At 71.9% G+C, this 22,654-nt stretch carries 19 protein-coding genes and 1 riboswitch; of the genes, 14 read left to right on the top strand and 5 right to left on the bottom strand.

All coding sequences use genetic code 11. The features are described 5' to 3' along the window. Positions 1-4: 4 nt before the first annotated feature. Positions 5-424, bottom strand: coding sequence for a hypothetical protein (locus tag ACQPW6_RS08295; protein WP_433888898.1), 420 nt, complete (start codon positions 422-424; stop codon positions 5-7). A 245-nt stretch (positions 425-669) separates the two neighbouring features. Between ACQPW6_RS08295 and ctaE the strand changes: the two genes are divergently transcribed. The 6 genes from ctaE (at position 670) to ACQPW6_RS08265 (ending at position 7,928) form a co-directional block, all read left to right on the top strand. Beyond that, the gene (ctaE, locus tag ACQPW6_RS08290; RefSeq protein WP_433888897.1) at positions 670-1,290 is read left to right on the top strand and encodes an aa3-type cytochrome oxidase subunit III; all 621 of its coding nucleotides are present in this window, start codon (positions 670-672) and stop codon (positions 1,288-1,290) included. A gap of 65 nt (positions 1,291-1,355) precedes the next feature. Further along, a complete protein-coding gene (qcrC, locus tag ACQPW6_RS08285; protein ID WP_433888896.1) occupies positions 1,356-2,165 on the top strand; it encodes a cytochrome bc1 complex diheme cytochrome c subunit in 810 nt (269 codons plus the stop codon). Continuing rightward, positions 2,162-3,220, top strand: coding sequence for a cytochrome bc1 complex Rieske iron-sulfur subunit (qcrA, locus tag ACQPW6_RS08280; RefSeq protein ID WP_433888895.1), 1,059 nt, complete (start codon positions 2,162-2,164; stop codon positions 3,218-3,220). Before qcrC ends, qcrA begins: the two co-directional genes overlap by 4 nt. After that, positions 3,220-4,872: a cytochrome bc1 complex cytochrome b subunit gene (gene qcrB / locus ACQPW6_RS08275; protein WP_433888894.1), complete on the top strand. Its 1,653-nt coding sequence runs from the start codon at positions 3,220-3,222 to the stop codon at positions 4,870-4,872. Before qcrA ends, qcrB begins: the two co-directional genes overlap by 1 nt. Positions 4,873-5,121: 249 nt before the next feature. Next, entirely contained in the window at positions 5,122-6,186 is a 1,065-nt protein-coding gene (gene trpD, locus ACQPW6_RS08270; RefSeq protein ID WP_433888893.1) for an anthranilate phosphoribosyltransferase, read from the top strand. An 85-nt stretch (positions 6,187-6,271) separates the two neighbouring features. Next, a riboswitch (SAM riboswitch) is annotated at positions 6,272-6,388 on the top strand. A gap of 163 nt (positions 6,389-6,551) precedes the next feature. Continuing rightward, positions 6,552-7,928 carry an aminotransferase class V-fold PLP-dependent enzyme gene (locus ACQPW6_RS08265; protein ID WP_433888892.1) on the top strand — a complete coding sequence of 459 codons (1,377 nt, stop codon included), beginning with the start codon at positions 6,552-6,554 and terminating at the stop codon, positions 7,926-7,928. A gap of 43 nt (positions 7,929-7,971) precedes the next feature. Here the strand turns inward: ACQPW6_RS08265 and ACQPW6_RS08260 are convergent, their stop codons facing one another. Beyond that, complete coding sequence (locus ACQPW6_RS08260; protein WP_433888891.1) at positions 7,972-8,253, bottom strand: Lrp/AsnC family transcriptional regulator; 282 nt, start codon at positions 8,251-8,253, stop codon at positions 7,972-7,974. Then, the gene (locus ACQPW6_RS08255; RefSeq protein ID WP_433888890.1) at positions 8,250-9,035 is read right to left on the bottom strand and encodes a rhomboid family intramembrane serine protease; all 786 of its coding nucleotides are present in this window, start codon (positions 9,033-9,035) and stop codon (positions 8,250-8,252) included. Before ACQPW6_RS08255 ends, ACQPW6_RS08260 begins: the two co-directional genes overlap by 4 nt. Before the next feature lie 489 nt (positions 9,036-9,524). Between ACQPW6_RS08255 and ACQPW6_RS08250 the strand changes: the two genes are divergently transcribed. The 5 genes from ACQPW6_RS08250 to ACQPW6_RS08230 all read left to right on the top strand — a co-directional run bounded on the left by ACQPW6_RS08250 (position 9,525) and on the right by ACQPW6_RS08230 (position 16,246). Further along, positions 9,525-10,835 (top strand): NYN domain-containing protein, encoded by a 1,311-nt coding sequence (locus ACQPW6_RS08250; RefSeq protein ID WP_433894465.1) that lies wholly within the window; start codon positions 9,525-9,527, stop codon positions 10,833-10,835. A 333-nt stretch (positions 10,836-11,168) separates the two neighbouring features. Then, entirely contained in the window at positions 11,169-12,194 is a 1,026-nt protein-coding gene (locus tag ACQPW6_RS08245) for an NlpC/P60 family protein (protein WP_433888889.1), read from the top strand. A gap of 227 nt (positions 12,195-12,421) precedes the next feature. Further along, positions 12,422-13,471, top strand: coding sequence for an NlpC/P60 family protein (locus ACQPW6_RS08240; RefSeq protein ID WP_433888888.1), 1,050 nt, complete (start codon positions 12,422-12,424; stop codon positions 13,469-13,471). Between the two features lie 54 nt (positions 13,472-13,525). Beyond that, positions 13,526-14,803: a hypothetical protein gene (locus tag ACQPW6_RS08235; protein WP_433888887.1), complete on the top strand. Its 1,278-nt coding sequence runs from the start codon at positions 13,526-13,528 to the stop codon at positions 14,801-14,803. Between the two features lie 309 nt (positions 14,804-15,112). Next, a complete protein-coding gene (locus ACQPW6_RS08230) occupies positions 15,113-16,246 on the top strand; it encodes a M48 family metalloprotease (RefSeq protein ID WP_433888886.1) in 1,134 nt (377 codons plus the stop codon). Between the two features lie 21 nt (positions 16,247-16,267). On the opposite strand, the gene ACQPW6_RS08225 is transcribed toward ACQPW6_RS08230, so the two are convergent. Then, a complete protein-coding gene (locus ACQPW6_RS08225; RefSeq protein WP_433888885.1) occupies positions 16,268-17,512 on the bottom strand; it encodes a glycosyltransferase 87 family protein in 1,245 nt (414 codons plus the stop codon). A 105-nt stretch (positions 17,513-17,617) separates the two neighbouring features. Between ACQPW6_RS08225 and ACQPW6_RS08220 the strand changes: the two genes are divergently transcribed. Together ACQPW6_RS08220 and ACQPW6_RS08215 are read left to right on the top strand one after the other, a co-directional pair. Next, positions 17,618-18,748, top strand: a complete 1,131-nt coding sequence (locus tag ACQPW6_RS08220; protein WP_433888884.1) for a glycosyltransferase family 4 protein — start codon at positions 17,618-17,620, stop codon at positions 18,746-18,748. A 99-nt stretch (positions 18,749-18,847) separates the two neighbouring features. Then, on the top strand, positions 18,848-19,444 hold the full coding sequence (locus ACQPW6_RS08215; RefSeq protein ID WP_433888883.1) for a dihydrofolate reductase family protein: 597 nt from the start codon (positions 18,848-18,850) through the stop codon (positions 19,442-19,444). 341 nt (positions 19,445-19,785) lie between these two features. Here the strand turns inward: ACQPW6_RS08215 and ACQPW6_RS08210 are convergent, their stop codons facing one another. After that, positions 19,786-21,582: an AMP-dependent synthetase/ligase gene (locus ACQPW6_RS08210; RefSeq protein ID WP_433888882.1), complete on the bottom strand. Its 1,797-nt coding sequence runs from the start codon at positions 21,580-21,582 to the stop codon at positions 19,786-19,788. A 221-nt stretch (positions 21,583-21,803) separates the two neighbouring features. Between ACQPW6_RS08210 and ACQPW6_RS08205 the strand changes: the two genes are divergently transcribed. Beyond that, positions 21,804-22,565, top strand: coding sequence for a metallophosphoesterase family protein (locus tag ACQPW6_RS08205; RefSeq protein ID WP_433888881.1), 762 nt, complete (start codon positions 21,804-21,806; stop codon positions 22,563-22,565). Positions 22,566-22,654: the final 89 nt, after the last annotated feature.

Raw genomic sequence — 22,654 nt, 5'->3', positions numbered from 1 at the left:
CCCGTCAGCGGCCGGCGACCGCCGTGCCCGCCGGGGTCACCGTGCGGCGCAGCAGGACCGCCAGGGTGTCGCTGAGCGCCACCGGGTCGACGGGGTTGGTGACCGCCGCGTCGGCCCGGCTCCAGGTCGCCAGCCAGGCGTCCTGGGGGCGGCCGATCAGCACCAGCACCGGCGGGCAGTGGTAGATCTCGTCCTTGATCTGCCGGCACACGCCCATCCCGCCGGCCGGCGCCGCCTCGCCGTCCAGTACGCAGACGTCGATGCCGCCCTTCTCCAGCTCGGTGATGACCGCGGGCAGCGTCGCGCACTCCACGTACTCCACCGTCGGCAGGTCCGCGGCCGGCCGGCGGCCGGCCGCGAGCCGGACCTGCTCCCGGGTGTTCGCGTCGTCGCTGTAGACCAGCACCGTGGCGATCGCCTGCATCGTGGCTCCTCCTCGTGAAGGCGTTCTCAAGTGCGTCGGATGCTACTCCCGCCAGCCGCTTTCCGAGGAGGGTTCCGGGCCCGCGAGATCATCCGGGCCCGCCGCCGCCGACCCTCCCGGAGCGCTCCGACGGACCGTCATCCCTCGTTCGGGGGACGCCCGGACTAGGCCGTGCGGGTCCCACTGGGGCCTTGACACACCGAAGGGGACCCCCCGGAGTGAGCGCCAGATAAGCGACCGACATAATGTCGGACGTGGCGACAGCAACAGCAGTAGAAACCGGGCACGCGCACCCGTCGGTCAACCGGCCGAACCTCACCAGCGTCGGAACCATCATCTGGCTGAGTTCCGAGCTGATGTTCTTCGCGGCCCTCTTCGCGATGTACTTCACGCTCCGGTCGGTCACGGGTGCGGACTTCTGGAAGGAACATGCCGATGCGCTGAACGTCCCGTTTTCGGCGACGAACACCACGATCCTGGTGCTCTCCTCGTTCACCTGCCAGATGGGCGTCTTCGCCGCCGAGCGTGGCGATGTCAAGAAGCTGCGCTCATGGTTCATCGTGACCTTCGTGATGGGCGCGATCTTCGTCGGCGGGCAGATCTTCGAGTACACGAACCTGGTCAAGAAGGACGGGATCTCGCTCAGTTCGGACCCCTACGGTTCGGTGTTCTACCTGACGACCGGATTCCACGGACTGCACGTGACAGCGGGCCTGATCGCGTTCCTGCTGGTCCTCGGCCGAACGTACGCGGCCAAGCGGTTCACCCACCAGCAGGCCACCGCCGCCATCGTCGTGTCCTACTACTGGCACTTCGTCGATGTCGTGTGGATCGGCCTCTTCGCCACGATCTACCTGATCAAGTAGCCGGTCGCGCACCACACCACATTCCAGAAGCATCGACGCAAGAGATCCTGACACCGGGGTAATCCGTGAAAAAGCTCTCCGCACGACGGCGCCATCCGCTGGCAGCGCTTGTCGTCCTACTCCTCGCGCTCACGGCCACCGGGGGGCTGTACGCCGCGCTCGCGCCGGCACCGAAGGCGCAGGCCGACGACTCCAACCAGTCGCTGCAGATCAACGAGGGCAAGAAGCTGTTCTCGGTCGGCTGCGCCAGCTGCCACGGCATGTCCGGGCAGGGCAGCTCCGACGGTCCGAGCCTGGTCGGCGTCGGCTCCGCCGCCGTGGACTTCCAGGTCGGCACCGGCCGGATGCCCGCCCAGCAGCCCGGCGCCCAGGTCCCCAAGCACAAGGTGATCTACACGCAGGGCGAGATCAACCAGCTCGCCGCGTTCATCGCCTCCCTCGGCCCGGGCCCCGCGGCTCCGACCAAGGACCAGTACAGCCCGAGCGGCGCGGACATCGGCCGCGGCGGCGAGCTGTTCCGCACCAACTGCTCCCAGTGCCACAACTTCATCGGCAAGGGCGGCGCGCTGACGGAGGGCAAGTCGGCGCCCACTCTGAAGGGCGTGGACCCCAAGCACATCTACGAGGCCATGCTGACCGGCCCGCAGAACATGCCGTCCTTCCCTGACAGCACCATGCCGCAGGAGAACAAGGCCGACATCATCGCCTACCTCAACGAGGTGGACAGCGCCAACAGCGACAACCCCGGGGGATTCACCCTCGGTGCCATCGGCCCGGTGTCCGAGGGCCTGTTCGCCTGGGTCTTCGGCCTCGGCACGCTGCTCGGCGTCGCCGTCTGGATCGCGGCCCGCACGACCAAGGCCAAGAAGTCATGAGCGAGACTGGATCCCACAACGACGTGTCAGAGAACCTGCCGGCCGAGGCCGGAGAGCACGGCACTGACGTAACGGTCCCACAGGACCCGTTCGCCAACCCCGGGCTGCACCCCCACGAGTACCGACGCCAGGACATCGACGAGCGTGCCGCGAAGCACTCCGAGCGTGTCGTGGCCGGGCTGTTCACGCTGTCGATGCTCGGCACCATCTCGTTCATCACGTGCTTCGTGATCTTCCCGGTCAACCGGATCGTCTACATCTTCCCGATCGGCCACGTCAGCGCGCTGAACTTCTCGCTCGGCATCTCGCTGTCGGTGGCACTGCTCGGCATCGGCGCGGGCGCGGTCCACTGGGCCCGCACCCTGATGTCCGACGAGGAGATCACCGACGAGCGGCACCGGGCGGACGCCGACGCCGAACTGCGCGCCAACATCGAGGCGCAGTGGATCCAGGGCGTCAAGGAGAGCGGCTTCGGCCGCCGCAAGCTGGTCCGCAACACCCTGTACGGCGCGCTGACCCTGGTGCCGCTCTCGGCCGTGGTCATCCTGCGCGACCTGGGCCCGCTGCCGGAGGACAAGCTCCAGCACACCGCCTGGGCCAAGGGCAAGCAGCTGATCAACATGAACACCATGAAGCCGTTGCGGCCCGAGGACGTGGAGGTCGGCTCGCTGACCTTCGCCTCGCCCGACGGCCTTGAGGAGTCGGACGAGGACTTCCAGGAGCAGATCGCCAAGGCCGCCCTGATGATCGTCCGGCTGAAGCCGGAGGACATCAAGGACAAGCGCGAGGCCGACTGGGGACACCAGGGCATCGTGGCCTTCTCCAAGATCTGCACCCACGTCGGCTGTCCGATCAGTCTTTACGAGCAGCAGACGCACCACGTCCTGTGCCCGTGTCACCAGTCCACCTTCGACCTGTCCGACGGCGCCCGGGTGATCTTCGGCCCGGCGGGGCACCCGCTGCCCCAACTTCGGATCAGCGTCAACGGTGAGGGCAACCTCGTCGCCCTCGGCGACTTCTCGGTGCCCGTCGGCCCGGCATTCTGGGAGCGCTGATGAGTACTACGACCGAGACGACCGAGACCACCGAGGACCAGCCCCGTCGCGGCAAGGCCTCCATGGGCCAGCGCGCCGCGGAGTGGGTGGACCCCCGGGTCGGGCTCTACAAGCTCAGCAAGTCCAACATGCGCAAGATCTTCCCCGACCACTGGTCGTTCATGCTCGGGGAGATCTGCCTCTACAGCTTCACGATCCTCATCCTCACGGGTGTGTACCTGACGCTGTTCTTCCACCCGAGCATGAACGAGGTCGTCTACCACGGCGCCTACACGCCGCTCAACGGCGTGCGGATGTCCGAGGCGTACTCGTCCACGCTGCACATCAGCTTCGAGGTGCGCGGCGGTCTGCTGATCCGGCAGATCCACCACTGGTCGGCACTGATCTTCATCGCCGGCATGATCACCCACATGATGCGGGTGTTCTTCACCGGCGGGTTCCGCAAGCCGCGTGAGCTCAACTGGCTGTTCGGCTGGACGCTGCTGTTCATCGGCATGTTCGAGGGCTTCACCGGCTACTCGCTGCCCGACGACCTGCTGTCCGGTACGGGCGTCAGGTTCACCGAGGGCGCGGTGCTCTCCACGCCGGTGGTCGGCACGTATCTGTCGATGTTCATGTTCGGCGGCGAGTTCCCGGGCCACAGCTTCGTGTCGCTGTTCTACTCGGTGCACATCCTGCTGTTCCCAGGGATCATGGCCGGCCTGCTGACCGCGCACCTGATCCTGATCTTCTACCACAAGCACACCCAGTTCCCGGGTGCCGGCAAGACCGAGAAGAACGTCGTCGGCGCGCCGCTGCTGCCGATCTACACGGCCAAGGCGGGCGGCTTCTTCTTCCTGGTCTTCGGCATCATCGCCGCCATCGCCGCGATCGCCACCATCAACCCGATCTGGGAGATGGGCCCCTACCGGCCGGACCAGGTGTCCACCGGCGCGCAGCCCGACTGGTACATGGGCTTCTCCGAGGGCCTGATCCGTGTGATGCCGGGCTGGGAGATCAGAGGCTGGGGCCACACCCTGGCGCTCGGCGTGTTCGTGCCACTGATGATCTTCCCGCTGGTGCTGATCTCGATCGCGGTGTACCCGTTCATCGAGTCGTGGGTGACCGGCGACAAACGGGAGCACCACCTGCTGGACCGGCCGCGGAACCGTCCGGTGCGGACGGGACTCGGTGTGGCCTGGCTGGTGCTCTACTTCGTGCTGCTGATCGGTGGCGGCAACGACATCTGGGCGACGCACTTCCATCTGTCGATCAACGCGATCACCTGGTTCGTCAGGGTGAGCTTCTTCGTCCTGCCGGCGCTGGCGTTCTTCGCGACCAGAAGGATCTGCATGGGGCTCCAGCGACGGGACCGCGACAAGGTGCTGCACGGCCGGGAGAGCGGCATCATCAAGCGGCTGCCGCACGGCGAGTTCATCGAGGTGCACGAGCCGCTCTCGCAGGAGCAGCGGCACATCCTCACCGCCCACGTCCAGCCGCAGCCGTTCGAGCTCGGCCCCGAGGTCGACGAGAACGGGGTGCACCGCAAGGTCAACCCGATCGACAAGGTGCGCGCGAAGCTCTCCCGCGGTTTCTACGGCGAGCAGAGCCAGATTCCGAAGCCGACGGTGGAGGAATACGAGGAGATCACCAGCGGCCACGGCCATCACTAGCCGTTCCGCTTAGCTCGACGCTTCAACCGGGCCGGTGGCCCGCCCCAGCCGGGGGCGGCCACCGGCCCGGTGCGTTGTGCCCCGGCATCACCAGGGGCGCGGGGAACTGCGCGACGAGCCACGACGGTGCCGCAGTCGAAGGTGAACCTCGGGCGGGGGTGTCCGCAGTGCGGGCGGTAAGGCTTGCCCTGCGCCTTGCGTGGATAGGCTGGGCGGGCCCAGCAGAGGCCCCTTTTCAGGAGCGTGACCATGAGCGTTGTGAACCCCGCCGGAGGCGACCGCACGGCTCCGCGTTCCTGGCCCGACATACTGACCACCCTGATCGCCCGCCAGGACCTCGCCGAGGACGACACCGACTGGGCGATGAACGCCATCATGAACGGCGAAGCCACCGACGTGCAGATCGCCGGGTTCGCGGTCGCCCTGCGCGCCAAGGGCGAGACCGTGCAGGAAGTCGCCGGCATGGTCAGGGCCATGTACGCGCACGCCATCACCATCGAGGTCCCCGGCCCGTCCGTGGACATCGTCGGCACCGGCGGCGACCGCGCCAGGACCGTCAACATCTCCACGATGTCCGCCATAGTGGTGGCCGGCACCGGCACGAAGGTCGTCAAGCACGGCAACCGCGCCGCGTCCTCCGCGAGCGGCGCCTCCGACGTCCTCGGACTCCTCGGCGTCAACCTGGAGCTGACCCCGGAGCGGGTCGTGGAGGTCGCGGCGGAAGCGGGCATCACGTTCTGCTTCGCCGCCAGGTTCCACCCGGCCCTGCGCCATGTGGCGGCGGCCCGCAGGGAGCTGGGCGTGGCGACCACGTTCAACTTCCTCGGCCCGCTGACCAACCCGGCCCGGGTACGCGCCCAGGCCACCGGGGTCGCCAACCTGCGGGCCGCGCCGATCATGGCCGGCGTGCTGGCCGAGCGCGGCTCGTCCGCGCTGGTCTTCCGCGGTGACGACGGCCTGGACGAGCTGACCACGACGGCCACCTCGCAGGTGTGGGTGGTCGGTGGCGGCAAGGTCGAGCAGGTGTCCTTCGACCCGCGGGACGTCGGCCTGCCGATCGTGCCGGTTGAGGCGCTGCGCGGCGCCGACCCGGCCTACAACGCAAAGGTCGCCCGCCGGGTGCTGGCCGGCGAGACCGGGCCGGTCAGGGACGCGGTGCTGCTGAACTCCGCGGCCGCCCTGGTCGCGCTCAACCCGGCCGGCGGATCGCTGGAGGAGCAGATCGCGGCGGGCATGGTGACGGCCGCGGAGTCGATCGACTCGGGCGCCGCGGCGGCCGTGCTCGACCGCTGGGTGGCCGCCACCAACGCCTGACGATCCGTGCCGCGCGCACAAGATGCCGTCCCAATGTCCGGACAGCATCTTGTGCGCGTTCCGGCATATGGCAGAATGCTTTTCAGGTCACGAGTGACAGCGCAAAGGCCCCGGCTCGCTGTCCGGCAACCCTCCGTCCGAGGCGGGGTGCCCCGGGTGATGACCAGGCTGTGAGCAGCGAGGCTCATAGCAAGCCGGACTTGGGGAGTTCTCTCATGCGCAAGCGAATGCGATAGGGCCTGTCGGCCCCGGTTCTGCGTTCCGTATCTGCAATTCCGCCCGATGTACCAAGCGCCGCCCGGCTCCGCAGCCCCCTGCGGTCCGGTCCGAGTGCGCTGACGCCTGCTTTCCCCCGGGAGTTCGCCGTGACTGTGACCACCTCTGCCGTCGATCGTGAGATTTGTACCCCTTCGCCTGTTCTGCCGGTCCTCGGCAGGGACGTGCTGGTGCCGCTGGTCACCGGCGGCGAGGTGACCTACGCCGCCCTCGACTACGCCGCCAGCGCCCCCGCCCTCCAGCGGGTCTGGGACGACGTGGCCGCGTACGCCCCCTACTACGGCAGCGTGCACCGCGGCGCCGGCTACCTCTCGCAGCTGTCCACCGACCTGTTCGAGCAGAGCCGGGCCACGGTGGCGGAGTTCCTCGGCTGCCGCCCCGAGGACCAGCTGATCTTCACCCGGTCCACCACCGACTCGCTGAACCTGCTGGCCGCCGTCATCCCGGCCGGCACCCACGTGTTCGTCTTCGAGACCGAGCACCACGCCTCGCTGCTGCCCTGGGACCGCGCGCAGGACGCCGTCGTGACCTGTCTGCCGGCGCCGCGCACCCCCGAACAGGCGGTCGCCGCCCTGGACGTGGCCCTGCACGGCGCCCCCAAGGGACCCAAGCTGGTGTGCGTCACCGGCGCGTCCAACGTCACCGGCGAGATCTGGCCGGTACGCGAACTGGCCGCCGCCGCGCACCGGCACGGCGCCCGGATCGTCCTGGACGCCGCCCAGCTCGCCCCGCACCACCCGGTGGACGTCACCGCGCTCGACGTGGACTGGGTCGCGTTCTCCGGCCACAAGCTCTACGCGCCCTTCGGCTCCGGCGTGCTGGCCGGCCGCGCCGACTGGCTGCGGGACGCCGAGCCCTACCTCGCGGGCGGCGGCGCCAGCCGGAAGGTCGCCCGGCGCGCCGACGGCGGGCTGGACGTCGAGTGGCACAGCACCGAGGCCCGGCACGAGGCCGGTTCGCCCAACGTCATCGGCGGGTACGCCATCGCGGCGGCCTGCAAGGCGCTCACCGAGACCGGGTTCGACCAGCTGGTCGCCCGCGAGCAGCAGTTGCTGGCCCGGCTGCGGGCGGGCCTGGCCGAACTGCCCGAGGTGCACGTGCTGTCGCTGTTCGGCGCGGACGCGCCCCAGGTGGGCGTGCTGTCCTTCGTCGTGCAGGGCTGGAACAGCTCGCACTTCGCGGCGGCGCTCTCCGCCGAGTACGGGATCGGCGTCCGCGACGGCCTGTTCTGCGCGCACCCGCTGGTGCGGACGCTGCTCGGCGCGGAGGACGACGAGCCGGGCGAGTGCGGCGCTCCCGAGGCCGCCCCCGGCGAGCGCTCCCTGAACGCGATCCGGGTGAGCTTCGGAGCGGGCACCCCCGACGAGCACATCGACCGCTTCCTGTCGGCAGCGCGCACCCTCATCCGCGACGGCGCCGCCTGGACCTACCGCACCGAGAACGGCCGCTGCGTCCCGGCCGCGTAGAAAAACTCAGCCTGCCCGGCGTTCGGCGTCAGGCCGTTTGGGGTCAGGCGTCGAGGCCGATCGCGAACGCGGCTTCCAGGTCGTGTTGGGAGTACGTACGGAAGGCGACGTGCGTGTCGGTCACCTCGACGCCGGGGATCTTGCTGATCCGGCCGGGGATCACATCCGCGAGGTCGTCGTGACGAGCGACCCGCACCATCGCCACCAGGTCGTACGTCCCGGTCACCGAGTACACCTCGCTGACGTGCTCCAGCGCGGCGATCGACTCCGCGATCTCCGGAATCCTGTCGACAGAGGTCTTGATGAGCACGATCGCGGTGATCACGGCTGGATGTCTCCTTGGGTCCCTTGGGCTGACCTGACTGCCAGGCTCAGCTTACGACGCGGCCGGTAGCACACCCATGCGCACAGGAACCCGAAGGCGAACCCGACCACGTGCGCCAGGTAGGCCACCCCGGGGCCGTTCTGCGCGGTCTGCGCCGCGAGCCACTGGAGCACGAACCAGAACCCCAGCACCACCCAGGCGGGAAACCGCAGCGGGATGAAGAACAGGAACGGGAACAGGCTGGTCACCCGCGCCCTGGGATAGAGGTAGAGGTACGCCCCGAGCGCCCCGGAGATCGCCCCCGACGCCCCCACCAGGCTCTGCGTGTCGTCCGGGTTGGCGAACGCGAAGCCGTACGTGGCGAGGAATCCGGCCACCAGGTAGAAGAGCGCGAACCTGACCCTTCCCATCCGGTTCTCCACGTTGTCGCCGAACACGTAGAGGAAGAGCATGTTGCCGATCAGGTGCAGCCAGCTCGCGTGCAGGAACATCGCGGTGAAGACGGAGAGCACCGGCACCTTGCCGTAGGGGTGCGGGGTGCAGCCGGCCGGCAGGCCGAGCCGGTCCAGCGGCAGCTGCCCGTGGAAGAGCTCGGCCGGGATCACACCCCAGTGGTCGAAGTAGACCGCCTGCTCGCACGCCAGCCGCTGCCCCGAGCCGTAGGTGCCGGCGAAGCCGGCCAGCGGGCCGAGCATGAAGACGGCGGTGCACAGTCCGATCAGCGTGTAGGTGACGACCGGTGCGCGGCGGACGGGGTTCTTGTCGTACACCGGGATGACCATGGACCGATGATGACGTAGCAGTCGTAACGGACAAAGGTCGCCTCGCCGCAGCGCGCCGTACCTCCGAGGCCGTAGGGTGACCGGGACACAAGCCGGGACGCAGCCGAACGGTTCCGCGCAGAGTTGGCCCCGCCGGAGGGGACAATGGAAGCAGCAGGCGGCGGCCGGAGGGATCGAAGGGGGCCGGGAGGGCGCCGAGGAACCGGACGGGAGTGACTGGTGGACGGTATCGGCGGCGTTCCGCGTGCCGAGGCGGATGAGGTGGCCTCCGGCCAGGATCAGCCATCCGCGCCGCCCGACTCCGAAGAACCGTCCGCACCGCCTCCACCTCCCGCACCACCTGCCCCGCCCGCCGCGCCGACCCCGCCGCAGGCACCCGCAGAACCCGGCCCGCCGCAGGCAGCGCGGGAGCCCGAGGCCGACGCCGGTCCGCCGCAGGCAGCGCAGGAGACCGACGCCGACGCCGCCCCGTCCGGCGAGGAACCCGTACTGGACCGGCCGCTGCCCGAAGGCGTACGCCACCGGGTGGTGGCCATCGCGGCCGACGCGTTCGGCGGCTTCACCTTCGCCGAGCTGCCGGTGTCGCTGCGCCCCTACGCCCGCTTCACCCCCTCCCGCCGGGTGAAGTACGCGGCCACCGCGCTGGCCGCCGCGCTCGAAGGTGACTCCGGATTCCGGCACAAGGTGGCCGGCCGGCTGCGCGAGGCGCAGCCGGAGCTGGCCGGCGCGCTGGAGGGCGGCACCCCGCCGCCCGCCGCCGACCCGCTGGACGTGGCCGCCGCCGCCTATCTGCTGCGGCCGGCCGGCTGGGCCAAGCTGGTGGCCACGGCCGGCGAGGAGGCGCAGCGCGCCGACGCCGAACGGGCCGACGAGGACACCCTGCGCGAGCTGTCCCGGCTGCGCGCCGAGGTCGACGCGCTGCATGCTCAGCTGCGCAGCGAGGCCGCCAGGGCCCGCGGCGAGCTGGACGCGGTGCGCAAGGAGAGCGACGGCCTGCACCGCAAGCTCCGCAGCGCGCTCAGCGACGTCAAGCGCGCCGAGGCCGCCCAGCGCAAGTCGCAGGCGGAGCTGGACGAGGTGCGCTCGGCCGCCGCGCACGAGAAGGCCGCCGTGGAGAGCGAGGCGCGCCGGCTGCGTACCAGGCTCGCGGAGTCCGAGGCGGTGGTCGAGGCCGGCCGCCGCGCGGTCCGCGAGGGACGCAGCGTGGAGGACGTACGGCTGCGGCTGCTGCTGGACACCGTGCTCGACGCCGCCTCGGGGCTGCGCCGCGAACTGGCGCTGCCGCCGCGGGACACCATGGCGGTACGGCCGGCCGACACCGTGGACGCGGTGGCGCCCGGCGCGCTGAGCGCGCACGACATCGCCACCCGGGCGCTGTCCGCGTCCGACCCCGCCCTGCTCGACCAGCTACTCGCCCTGCCCCAGGCGCACTTGGTGGTGGACGGCTACAACGTCACCAAGACCGGCTACCCCTCGCTCCCGCTGGAGAAGCAGCGGCTGCGGCTGCTCGGCGGCCTCGCGGTGCTCGCCGCGCAGAGCGGCGCCGAGATCACCTGCGTCTTCGACGGCGCCGACCTCGACATGCCGGTCCTGCTCGCGCCACCGCGCGGGGTGCGGGTGCTGTTCAGCAAGGCCGGTGAGACCGCGGACGAGTTGATCCGCCGGCTGGTGCGGGCCGAGCCGCCGGGCCGGCAGATCGTGGTCGTGTCGGCCGACCGGGAGATCGCCGACGGCGTCGCGAAGGTCGGCGCCCGCCCGGTCGCGTCCACGCTGCTGCTGCGCCGCCTCGCCCGCGGCTGACCCCTCCCGCCCGGGGCTGACCCGTCCTGCGCGGGGCGGCCTTCCCGGCCCAACGTCAATATCACCGCCGGGAGTTCACGTCCAGGTCAGACGCTTGTCGGCTTGCTCACCAACATCAACTCTGCGTGGTCGATCATCACCGCGCGTACAAGGCTCGTAAAGAATGTGCGAAGCGGTCGAGATTTTGCCTACAAGGATTTGAACCGATCACAGATGGGTCACTATGGTCAGGCGTCGAACCTCCGCGCAGTCGATCATCCAACCCGGATGGCGCGTCGGGGGCCGCCGGCCGGCCAACCGGTAGGCGGCTCAAGGAAGAAGGAGCTCGCCTTCGTGGCGTCCCACCGTCGTTCCAAGCCGGCAAACCGCACACGTGTCACCGTGCTGACCGCCACCGCCGCCGCTGCCGTCGCCCTCTCGTCGCAGGCCGCGCACGCGGCCCCCGCCCAGACGGTCAAGGACGCCAAGGCCAAGGTCGACTCGCTCTACACGCAGGCGGAGCAGGCCACCGAGAAGTACGACGGGGCCAACGAGAAGCTCAAGGATCTTCAGAAGGAGACCGGCACCCTTCAGGACCAGGTGGCCAGGTCCCAGCAGCACCTGAACGAACTCCGGGACAACCTCGGCACGATCGCCGCGTCCCAGTACCGCAGCGGTGGAATCGACCCGTCGCTGCAGCTCTTCTTCTCGTCCAACCCGGACAACTACCTGGACCAGGCAAGCTCCATGGACCAGCTCAGCGCGATGCAGATGAACTCGCTGACGCAGCTCCAGGACGCCAAGCGCACCCTGGACCAGCAGCGCTCCGAGGCCACCAGCAAGCTCACCGAGCTGCAGAGCACCCGCACCGAGCTGTCCAAGCGCAAGAACGAGGCCAAGGACAAGCTCGCCCAGGCCCGGCAGATCCTCAACTCGCTGACCGCGCAGCAGCGCGCGCAGGTCGCCCAGGACGAGGCCCGCGCCAACCGCTCCACCAGCCGCCCCGACCTCGGCGACACCCCGGCCGCCAGCGCGCGCGCCAAGGCGGCCTTCTCCGCCGCGCAGACCCGGGTCGGCATGCCGTACGTCTACGGCGCCACCGGCCCCGGCTCGTTCGACTGCTCGGGCCTGACCCAGTGGGCGTACAACCAGGCCGGTGTCTCGATACCGCGCACCTCGCAGGAGCAGGCGAACGCGGGCACCCGGATCTACTCCCAGTCGCAGCTGCGGGTCGGCGACCTGATCATCTTCTACGGCGACTACCACCACGTCGGCTTCTACGCCGGCAACGGCATGGTGCTGCACGCGCCGAAGCCCGGTGCGTCGGTGCGGTACGAGGCGATGTCGGACATGACGTTCGAGTTCGGCGTCCGGATCTGACCCCTGCTCCGAGGTCCGCGGCCCGAGGTTTGCGGCCCGAGGCCCGGGCCCGCGAGTCCGGCCGCGCGTTCGGCAACCCGGGGGCGCCGCATACGGCGTTCGGGTGATGAACAGGTTCCCGAGGATCCCGCGCCGAGCGCGTGACCTGCGGCGCAGGCGGTCCGTTCAGGCGTACGGGCCGCGGCTTCTTTGAACTGCCTGTGCCGCGCTGACTACTGTCAGCTCCCGTGCCAACCCATCGACGCTCCTCGCTGCCGGGCCTCGCCGCCCGCACCACCCGGGTCACCGTGCTGTCAGCGGCGGCGGCCACCGCGGCGCTGTCCGGCACCGCCCAGATCGCCGCGGCCGACCCTTCGGGCGGCCCGGACGCCGCCACCCGGCTCGACGGGCTCTACACGCAGGCGGAGCAGGCCACCGAGAAGTACGACGCGGCCCAGGAGCACGCCAAGCAGCTGCGCGACGACCTGAGCACCCTTCAGGACCGGGCCGCCCAGGGCCAGCAGAAGGTCAACCGGCTGCGCGACGAGCTCGGCGCGCTGGCCTCCCAGCAGTACCGCGACGGCGGCATCGACCCGTCGCTGGCGCTGCTGCTGTCCGACGACCCCGGCAGCTATCTCGACCGCGCCTCGACCGCGCAGCGGCTCGGCGGCCGGCAGACCGCGCAGCTGCACGTACTCCAGGACGCCGAACGCGTCCTGGTGCAGCAGCGCACCGAGGCGGCCGGCAAGCTCGCCGAACTCGACCACGCCAGGACCGTACTCAAGCAGCGCAAGACCACCGTGCAGCAGTCGCTCGGCCAGGCGCGGCGGCTGCTCGACGCGATGCCGGCGGCCCAGCGGGCCGGCTACCGGCCCGGTATGACCGAGCGGGCCTCCCGGGACCGCGGCGCCGCCGAGGTCCCGGCCGGCGCGGCCGACCTGCCGGCGGCCTCGGGGCGGGCCTCGCTCGCCGTCGCCGCCGTCCGGCAGATGATCGGCGCGCCCTATGTGTGGGGCGCGGCCGGCCCCAACGCCTTCGACTGCTCCGGGCTGATGCAGTACGCCTACGCGAAGGCCGGGATCTCGCTGCCGCGCACCTCCCAGGAGCAGATGAACGCCGGCACCCGGGTGCCGCTCGACCAGGCCCGCCCCGGCGACCTGGTGATCTACCGCAGTGACGCCAGCCACGTCGGCATGTACGTGGGCGGCGGCCAGGTGGTGCACGCGCCCTACCCGGGCGCCCGGGTCCGCTACGACCCGGTCGGCATGATGCCGATCACGGCGGTGACCCGCCCGTAGGTCCCGGCTCGGGGCCCGCCCCGGGTCGCGCCCCGCTGGCCGTACGATCGGCGCATGGCCGTGGGGTGCGCTGGACGCTTCAGGGGCGCCGCCCGCCGCCGGGCGGCGGCCCTGCTGCTCGCGTTCGGCGTGCTGACGGCCGCACTGGCCGGCTGCGGCGGGTCGCCGCACCACCAGCCCGCGGCGGCCGGCACCGCGACCGACGCGGGCGTGCGGGCGCTGCTCGACCAGCGCGCGGCGGCCGTACTGCACCACGACCAGGCCGCGTTCCTCGCCGGGGTCGACCCGCGGGCGACCCGGTTCGCCGCCGCGCAGAAGGCGGTGTTCGGCAACCTGGCGCAGGTGCCGCTGGCCGCCTGGTCCTACCGGCTGGTGCGCACCGGCGCCTTCCCGCTGCCGCCGGCCGCCGACGGTTCGCCGCGCACCGCGGCGGAGGTGCGGCTGAGCTACCGGCTGGCCGGGTACGACACCGAGCCGGTCGTCTCCACGGCCTATCTGACGCTTTCCCGGCGCTCCGGGCACTGGTACGTGGCCGCGGACGACGACGGCGCGGTGAGCGGTCACCCCAGCGCTGTACAGCTGTGGGACCAGGGCCCGGTGAAGGTCGTGCGCGGGACGCACAGCCTGGTGCTCGGGCTCGGCTCGCAGGCGGTGCTGCGGGGGTACGCCTCCGACGCGGACGTGGCGGTGCCGCAGGTGCGGCACGCCTGGGGGAGCGGCTGGCCCGGCACGGTGGTGGTCGAGGCGCCGCAGTCACTGGACCAGATGGCCGCGCTGCTCGGCGCCGCGCCCGCCGCGTACCGGAACATCGCCGCGGTCACCACCGGCGAGCTGGGCGGCGCGCGGAACGCGCCCGCCGACCGGGTGATCATCAACCCGGCCGCTTTCAGCGGGCTGTCCGCGTTCGGCAGGCAGGTGGTGCTGACCCACGAGACCACCCACGTGGCGACCCGCACGGCGACCACGGCGAACACCCCGCTGTGGCTCTCGGAGGGCATCGCCGACTGGGTCGCCTACCGCGACTCCGGCCGCACGGCCCCGGAGATCGCCCCGGAGCTGACGAAGGACGTGACCTCGGGCCACCCCCCGACCGCCCTCCCGACGAAGACGTCCTTCACCCCGACATCGCCGACGCTGGCGCAGGCGTACGAGGGCGGCTGGCTGGCGTGCCGGATGATCGCGGACCAGTGGAGCCCCGAGAAACTCACGGCGTTCTACCGCGCGGTGGCGAAATCGACGTCGCTCGACGCAACACTCCGCGCGACCCTGGGCGTGTCCCTCCCCACGTTCACCACCCGCTGGCGCGCGTACGTCGAGAGCGAGCTCTCGTGACCCCCGGCCACCCCAGGGGCGCGGGGAACTGCGCGACCAGCCCACCACCGTCCGGTGGTCCGGATGCGCCCTCAACTGCCCCCTCGGGCCGGTGGCGAAGTGCGGCCCCGTCGTGGCTGGCCGCGCAGTTCCCCGCGCCCCTTCGGGGCACGTCCAGCCGGGGCGCAGCCCCATTGCCCCGGCTGGGCCGGGTTTTTCAGGGGCACGGGGAACTGCGCGGCCAGCCACGGCGGTGGCGCGCGTCACCGCCGGGACCGGCGGGGCAGTGCGGGAGTGGTCCGGCCGACGGCCGGGGATCGGAGTGGACGCGTGAGCCGGGAGAGCTTGTTCACGGCGGAAGAGATCGAGCGGGGGCGGGAGCTGCGGCGGCGGACCGTCTGGGTCTCGCTCGCCGGGCGGGGCGTCTCGTTGGGGGTGGTGCTCGCGCTCGGGCTCACCTCCGCGGGGAGCGGGCTCGTCGGGGGCGCCGGCGGGAGCTGGGCCGGGCGGGTGGTCGCCGCCGGGGTGAGCCTCGTCGTGCTGCCGCAAATCGCCACCCTCCCCTTCGCCGCCCGCGCCCGAGTCGTCAAGCGGGAGTTCGGCCTCGTCACCCAGGGCTGGGCGGGCTGGGCCGCCGACCTCCTGCGCGGCCTGCTGATCTCCGTCCCGCTGATCCTCGGCGCCCTGTTCGCCCTCTACGCCCTCGCCGGCGCCACCACCCGCTGGTGGGCCTGGGCCGCCCTCGGCGCGGCAGCCGTGACCGTCGTGCTCTCCTGGGCGGCGCCCCTCCTCTTCGAACCGGTCTTCAACCGCTTCACCCCCATGCCTCCCGGCCCGCGGCGCGACGCGCTGCTCGCGCTCGCCGCCCAGGCCGGCGTCGCCGTCCGCGACGTGCTGGTCGCCGACGCCTCCCGCCGCACCACCGCGCTCAACGCGTACGTCTCCGGCTTCGGCCGCACCCGCAGGATCGTCGTCTACGACACCCTCCTGACCACCGCGGAACCCCGCGAGGTGGAGCTCGTCGTGGCCCACGAGCTCGGCCACGTCGTGCACCGTGACGTGCCCCGCGGCACCGCGCTGGGCGCGCTGGGAGCCGCCGCCGGCGTCTGCGTACTGGCCGCCGTCGTCAACTGGCAGCCGCTGCTCGACCTTGCGGGAGCCGACCGCTTCGCCGATCCGCGGTCGGCCTGGCTGCTGGCGGCCGTCGCGTCCGTGGGCGGCGCGGTGGCGGGCCCGCTGGGCTGCGCGGTCAGCCGCCGCGTCGAGCGCCGGGCCGACCGGCACGCGCTCGACCTCACCGCCGACCCGGCCCAGTTCGTCGCGATGCAGCACCGGCTGACGGTCGCCAACGTCGGCGAGCCGGACCCGCCGCGCGCCCTGCACCTGCTGTTCGGCACCCACCCGACCCCGGCCGAGCGGATCGCCGCGGCCCACGCCTGGCAACCCGCGCCCGCGCGGACCTGAGCCGCCGGCGGGAGCGAGCCGTCAGCGGGACACCAGCACCGGGTCCTCGTCCGGATCCGGCAGCGCCGCCCGGGCGGAACGGGCCGGCACCGCGGTCAGCCACAGCCGCCGGCAGGCGATCAGCGAGGCCGCCACCAGCAGCCCGTTCCGGGCGAGCAGCAGCGCGACCCCCCACTTGTCGCTGGCCACCACGTGCGGGAAGAACACCGGGAACTCCAGCGTGGTGAAGAACGTGGCCGCCAGCGTCAGCGCCACCGGCAGCCGCTGCGTGCTGCCGCGCAGGCTCATGCACACCGCGCCGATCCCGATCAGCCACACCATGTACTGCGGGCTGATCACCCGGCTGGTGGTGGTGAACACCAGCAGCGCGGTGAACGCCGCGTCGTACGGCGTCGCGACGGTGAACGTACGGGCCCGCAGCCGCCACAGCAGCAGCCAGCCGAACGCGAGCACGCTCAGGGCCAGCGCCGCCGCGCTGACCAGGTGCACGTGCCGGCCCAGGAACTCCACCGAGCCGTAGTGCGTGTCGGCCCGCCCGTGCCAGCCCAGGTGCCGCCCGACGTGGAAGACCATCGCGCCCAGCGACTCGACCTCGGTGCCGCGGTCGCGCTGGTAGGTCAGGAAGGAGAACGCCCCCGGCATGGTGGCCCAGAACAGCGCCGACAGCGCCACGCAGGTACCGGCCGCCGTCAGCCAGGCGCGCCGCGCGGAACGGCCCCGGGGCGCGCCGATCAGCAGCAGCAGCGGCCACACCTTCAGCAGCGTGCCCACTCCGGCGAGCACCCCCGCGGTCGCCGGCCGCCGGCGGAGCAGCAGCAGCGCGGCCACACCTACCGCGGTCACCATCACGTCGTACCGGCCGTAGACGATCGGCCCGAGCACCGCCACCCCGGCGACCCACACCCACACCCCGGTCAGCCGGCCCCCGCCATGCGCCTCCGCGTCGTACAGCAGCACGCAGAAGACCAGCGCGTCGGCCAGGAAGGCCAGGCAGAAGAAGGCGGCGGCATAGCCGAGGAACGGCAGCAGGCCCGGCGCGAGCAGCACCGCCGCGGCTCCCGGCGGGTACTGCCACGTCACGTCGTTCAGCGGGAACGCGCCCGACCGCAGCACCGGATACCAGACCTGGTAGACGGCGGAGACGTCATGCACGGCGTTCTGCCCGGGGAAGCGCAGCACCCCGAACGCGAACAGCAGCAGCGCGCCCCGGGTGGCGACCCAGGCGGCGATCAGCCGGTTTCGTCCACTGATGTCGGCATATGTCACATAGTTCATCTTGCGGCGCCCGGCCGCCGGCGGCCGGAAGGGACGCGCCAGCCGGGTGAAAGCCGGCTCAGGGCCGTGGCCCGGGAACGGGTACTGTCTGCCGCGATGGACAAGACGCTGATCGTCACCAACGACTTCCCGCCCCGGCCGGGCGGCATCCAGTCCTTCGTGCACAGCATGGCGCTGCGGTTCGACCCGGGGCAGGTGGTGGTCTTCACCTCCACCTGGAAGGACACCGCCGCGGTCGCCCGCTTCGACGCCGAGCAGCCGTTCATCGTCGTGCGCGACCGTACGACGATGCTGCTGCCGACCCCGCGGGTGACCCGCACCGCCCAGCGGCTGCTGCGCGAACACGGCTGCTCCTCGGTGTGGTTCGGGGCCGCCGCCCCGCTCGGCCTGATGGCCCCCGCGCTGCGCAAGGCCGGCGCCCGGCGGCTGGTGGGCACCACGCACGGCCACGAGGCCGCCTGGGCGCAGCTGCCCGGCAGCCGCCAACTGCTGCGCAGGATCGGCGAGGGCACCGACACGCTCACCTTTCTGGGTGAATACACCAGGACCAGGATCGCCGCCGCGCTGACCGACCGCGCCGCCGGCCGGATGGTCCAACTGCCGCCCGGCGTGGACGAGAAGACCTTCCACCCGTCCTCGGGCGGCGCGGTGGTACGGGCCAGGCTCGGCCTGACCGACCGCCCGGTGGTGGTCTGCGTGTCCCGGCTGGTGCCGCGCAAGGGGCAGGACACGCTGATCCAGGCCATGCCGAGGATCCTGCGCGAGATGCCGGACGCGGTGCTGCTGATCGTCGGCGGCGGGCCGTACCGCGGCGAGCTGGAGAAGCTCGCCGTACGGACCGGGGTGGCCGCGGCCGTCCAGTTCACCGGGGCGGTGCCGTGGGAGGAGCTGCCCGCGCACTTCGGGGCCGGCGACGTCTTCGCCATGCCGTGCAGGACCCGGCGCGGCGGGCTCGACGTCGAGGGCCTCGGCATCGTCTACCTGGAGGCGTCCGCGACCGGGCTGCCGGTGGTGGCCGGCGACTCCGGCGGCGCGCCCGACGCCGTGCTGGACGGCGAGACCGGCTGGGTGGTGCCCGGCGGCTCGCCCGACCAGGCCGCCGACCGGGTCCTGACGCTGCTCCGCGACCCCGAACTGCGCCGCCGGATGGGTGAGCGCGGCCGCCGCTGGGTCGAGGAGTCCTGGCGCTGGGACCTGCTCGCCGAGCGGCTGCGCGACCTGCTCTGACGGTGACCGATGAGTTCCGGGCCGCCCGGGCGTCTTCCCTCGCGTAACCACCGCGGAGCCCGCGGGGGCGGGCCCGAGCGAGCAACAGGAGTGAGTCCCATGCGGATCGTCATCAGCGAGTTCATCAGCCTCGACGGCGTCGTGCAGGCGCCCGGCGGCGCCGAGGAGGACACCGACGGCGGCTTCGCGCACGGCGGCTGGTCGCACCCGTTCTTCGACCCCGAGGTGGTCGGCGGCGCCTTCAGCGACGCGCTGGCCACGGCGGACGCGCTGCTCTTCGGCCGCCGCACCTGGCAGGGCATGGCCGCGGCCTGGCCGGAGCGGGCCGGCGACCCGTTCGCCGACCGGATGAACGCGATCACCAAATACGTGGTGACCGGCACGCTCGCCGAGGACCAGCTCGGCTGGACGAACACCACCCGGATCCCCGGGGCCGAGGCGCTGCCCCGGATCCGCGAACTCCACGCCGCGGGCGGCGGCGACCTCCTGGTGATGGGCAGCCCCACGGTGGCGCGGATGCTGATCAGTGAGGGGCTGGTGGACGAGCTGCGGCTGATCTCGATGCCGGTGCTGCTCGGCGGCGGCAAGACGATCTTCCCGTCGGACGGCGCCCGCCGCGCGCTGACTCTCGTGTCCACGACAACGAGCCCGACGGGCACGCAGGTCTCCACCTACCGGCCTGCGGCCGAGGCTTAGGCGGGCACGGCAACTCCCACCGGCCGGTGGCCGGACCCGACTCCAACCACCCACTCGCCCCGGCGGCCGAGCGCGCCGCCCTCCCGGCTGGTGGCGCAGTTCCCCGCGCCCCTAAACACAACCGGCTCGCCGCGAGCTCCCGGCTGGGACGCGCCCCGAAGGGGCGCGGGGAACTGCGCGAACAGCCACGATGCACCTGCAGAGAGAAGCGCGCGGCAAGGGGCAGCCCCTCAGGGCGCGAGGCTGTGTCATTTGCGGCCGGCGCCGCGTGGGCGCGACAAGCCGCCACCGGGCCGGCGGGCCGGGATAGTGCCCAGCCCCGACGGCGGTGGGGGTTCCGGTCAGCGAGCGTAGAGCGCTTCGATCTCGGTCGCGTAATCCGTCAGAACGACACCCCGCTTGAGCTTGAGCGACGGCGTCAAGTGGCCGCTCTCCTCCGTGAACTGGCCCGGGAGGATGCGGAACTTGCGGACCGACTCCGCCTGGGAGACCGCCGCGTTGCCCTCGTCCACCGCCGCCTGGACGGCGGCAAGCAGCTCGGGGTCGGCGGCGAGATCGGCCACCGAGCGGCCGGCGCGGCCGGTGCGTTCCGCCCACAGGGGGAGGAACTCCTCGTCGAGCGTGATGAGCGCCGCCACGAACGGGCGCCCCTCGCCGACCACCATGCACTCCGCGATCAGCGCGTCCGCCCGGATCCGGTCCTCGATCACCGCGGGAGCGACGTTCTTGCCGCCCGCGGTCACGATGATCTCCTTCTTGCGGCCGGTGATCGACAGATAGCCCTCCTCGTCGAGCGCCCCGAGATCACCCGTGTGGAACCAGCCGTCGGTGACGGCCTCCTCGCCGGCCCGCTCGTTGTGCCAGTACCCGGTGAACAGGTGCTCGCCGTGCAGCAGCACCTCGCCGTCGTCGGCGATCCGTACCGTGGAGCCGGGCAGCGGCTGCCCGACGCTGCCGATCTTGGCCCGGTCCCACGGGTTGAACGCGGTGGCCGCGCACGACTCGGTCAGGCCGTAGCCCTCCAGCACCGTGAAGCCGATGCCCCGGTAGAAGTGGCCGAGCCGCTCGCCCAGCGGCGCGCCGCCGGAGATCGCGTGGGTGGCCCGGCCGCCGAGCACCGCGCGCAGCTTGCTGTAGACCAGCCGGTCGAACACCTTGTGGGTGAAGCGCAGTTTCACCGAGGGGCCCGACGGAGTGTCAAGTGCCCGGCTGTACGCGATCGCGGTGTCCGCGGCCCGGTCGAAGACCTTGCCCTTGCCGCCCGCCTGCGCGGTGGCCCGCGCCGAGTTGTAGACCTTCTCGAAGACCCGCGGCACCCCGAGCACCATCGTCGGCCGGAACGACTGCAGGTCGTCGGTGAGGTGCTTGACGTCCGGCACGTGGCCGAGCCGGATCGGCGCCATCACCGCGGCCACCTCGACCAGCCGGCCGAAGACGTGCGCGAGCGGCAGGAAGAGCAGCACCGAGGAGTCGCCGGTGCGGAACATCGGCCGCAGCCGCGCCACCACGTTGCCGCACTCGGCGAAGAAGCTGCGGTGGCTGAGCACGCAGCCCTTGGGCCGGCCGGTGGTCCCCGAGGTGTAGACGATGGTGGCCGGCGAGTCGGCGCCGGCGCTGCCCGCGCGCTCCTCGGCCGCCGCGTCCGAGACGTCGGTGCCGGCCGCCCGCAGCGCGTCCACCGCGCCGGTGTCGATCCGCCAGACGTGCTTGAGCTGCGGCAGGCGTTCGCGTACCGACTCCACCGTGTCCTCGTGGCCGGCCGACTCCACCACCACGGCCACCGCGCCGGAGTCGCCGAGGATCCACTCCACCTGGGAGGCCGACGAGGTCTCGTACACCGGCACGGTGACCGCGCCCGCGCTCCAGACCGCGAAGTCCAGCAGCGTCCACTCGTAGCGGGTCCTGGACATCAGCGCCACCCGGTCGCCGGGCTGCACGCCCGAGGCGATCAGGCCCTTGGCCGCGGCGCGAACCTCGGCGTAGAACTCCACCGCCGTCAGGTCGACCCAGCGGCCGGCGGAATCCTTGCGGGCGATGACCGGAGTCTCCGCGTGCGCGGTGGCGTTACGGCGGATCAGGTCCGTCAGATTGCCGTCTGCGGGGACCTCGTACAGAGCCGGCAGGCTGAACTCACGCAAGGCAGCTACTCCTCATCGGTGCCACGGCGCACCCGGAGGGAAAAGTGATGGACGGCCTGGACGTTACCCATCAGTAAAGCTCCGGCGATAGGGGGGCAGTACAGATGTTTTCAGCATCACACACCGGGTGGATCAGGTTGACCGCTGCCGGGAACAGTAGACCAGCGGGTGCGCGGCGCGCAGGTAACCCGCTACAAGGTGGCGGGCGATAAAATCGCGACATGCGGGTGCATGTGGTGAGCGATGTCCACGGCGCGGCCGACGCGCTGGCCAGGGCGGGAGACGGCGCGGACGCGCTGGTCTGCCTCGGCGACCTGGTGCTGTTCCTGGACTACGCGGACCACTCCCGCGGCATCTTCCCCGACCTGTTCGGCACCGAGAGCGCCGACCGGATGGTCGAGCTGCGCACCGCCCGCCGCTTCGACGAGGCCCGCGCGCTCGACCGCGAGCTGTGGGCCGGCATCGACCGCCGCGACGCGATCGAGACCGCGGTGCGCAAGCAGTACACGGAGCTCTTCGCCGCCTTCCCGACCCCGACCTACGCCACCTACGGCAACGTGGACGTGCCCGCGCTGTGGGCGGAGTACGCCGGGCCCGGCACCACCGTGCTGGACGGCGGCACCGCCGAGATCGGCGGCCGGGTCTTCGGCTTCGTCGGCGGCGGCCTGCGCACCCAGATGCGCACCCCGTACGAGGTGGACGACCAGGCGTACGCGGAGAAGGTCGCCGCGCTCGGCCCGGTCGACGTGCTCTGCTCGCACATCCCGCCGGCGATCCCCGAGCTCTGCTACGACACCAAGGCCCGGCGCTTCGAGCGCGGCAGCGAGGCGCTGCTCGAAGCGATCCGCGCCGTACAGCCGAAATACTCGCTCTTCGGGCACGTCCACCAGCCGCTGGTGGCCAGGACCAGGATCGGCCGCACCGAGTGCGTCAACGTCGGCCACTTCAACCACACCCGCACGCCGTGGGCGCTGGAGTGGTGATCGTCGGCACCGCCCGGCGCGATAGCCTTCAGCAGCGCCCCGCGCCAACAGCACACCCACCCCTTTCCACCCCCAGTAGAGCCCTCACC

The organism is Streptomyces sp. CA-111067, from assembly GCF_050956065.1.
GTDB lineage: Bacteria > Actinomycetota > Actinomycetes > Streptomycetales > Streptomycetaceae > Actinacidiphila.
Note: the sequence above shows the minus strand (reverse complement) of the source record. Positions and strands in the feature narration are given on the sequence as shown.

What these genes read in the sequence shown, in the direction of transcription:
- ACQPW6_RS08295 (WP_433888898.1), bottom strand. Translation starts at nt 424, where the DNA reads ATGCAGGCGATCGCCACGGTGCTGGTCTACAGCGACGACGCGAACACC.
- ctaE (WP_433888897.1), top strand. Translation starts at nt 670, where the DNA reads ATGTCGGACGTGGCGACAGCAACAGCAGTAGAAACCGGGCACGCGCAC.
- qcrA (WP_433888895.1), top strand. Translation starts at nt 2,162, where the DNA reads ATGAGCGAGACTGGATCCCACAACGACGTGTCAGAGAACCTGCCGGCC.
- qcrB (WP_433888894.1), top strand. Translation starts at nt 3,220, where the DNA reads ATGAGTACTACGACCGAGACGACCGAGACCACCGAGGACCAGCCCCGT.
- trpD (WP_433888893.1), top strand. Translation starts at nt 5,122, where the DNA reads ATGAGCGTTGTGAACCCCGCCGGAGGCGACCGCACGGCTCCGCGTTCC.
- ACQPW6_RS08255 (WP_433888890.1), bottom strand. Translation starts at nt 9,035, where the DNA reads ATGGTCATCCCGGTGTACGACAAGAACCCCGTCCGCCGCGCACCGGTC.
- ACQPW6_RS08235 (WP_433888887.1), top strand. Translation starts at nt 13,526, where the DNA reads ATGGCCGTGGGGTGCGCTGGACGCTTCAGGGGCGCCGCCCGCCGCCGG.
- ACQPW6_RS08220 (WP_433888884.1), top strand. Translation starts at nt 17,618, where the DNA reads ATGGACAAGACGCTGATCGTCACCAACGACTTCCCGCCCCGGCCGGGC.
- ACQPW6_RS08215 (WP_433888883.1), top strand. Translation starts at nt 18,848, where the DNA reads ATGCGGATCGTCATCAGCGAGTTCATCAGCCTCGACGGCGTCGTGCAG.
- ACQPW6_RS08205 (WP_433888881.1), top strand. Translation starts at nt 21,804, where the DNA reads ATGCGGGTGCATGTGGTGAGCGATGTCCACGGCGCGGCCGACGCGCTG.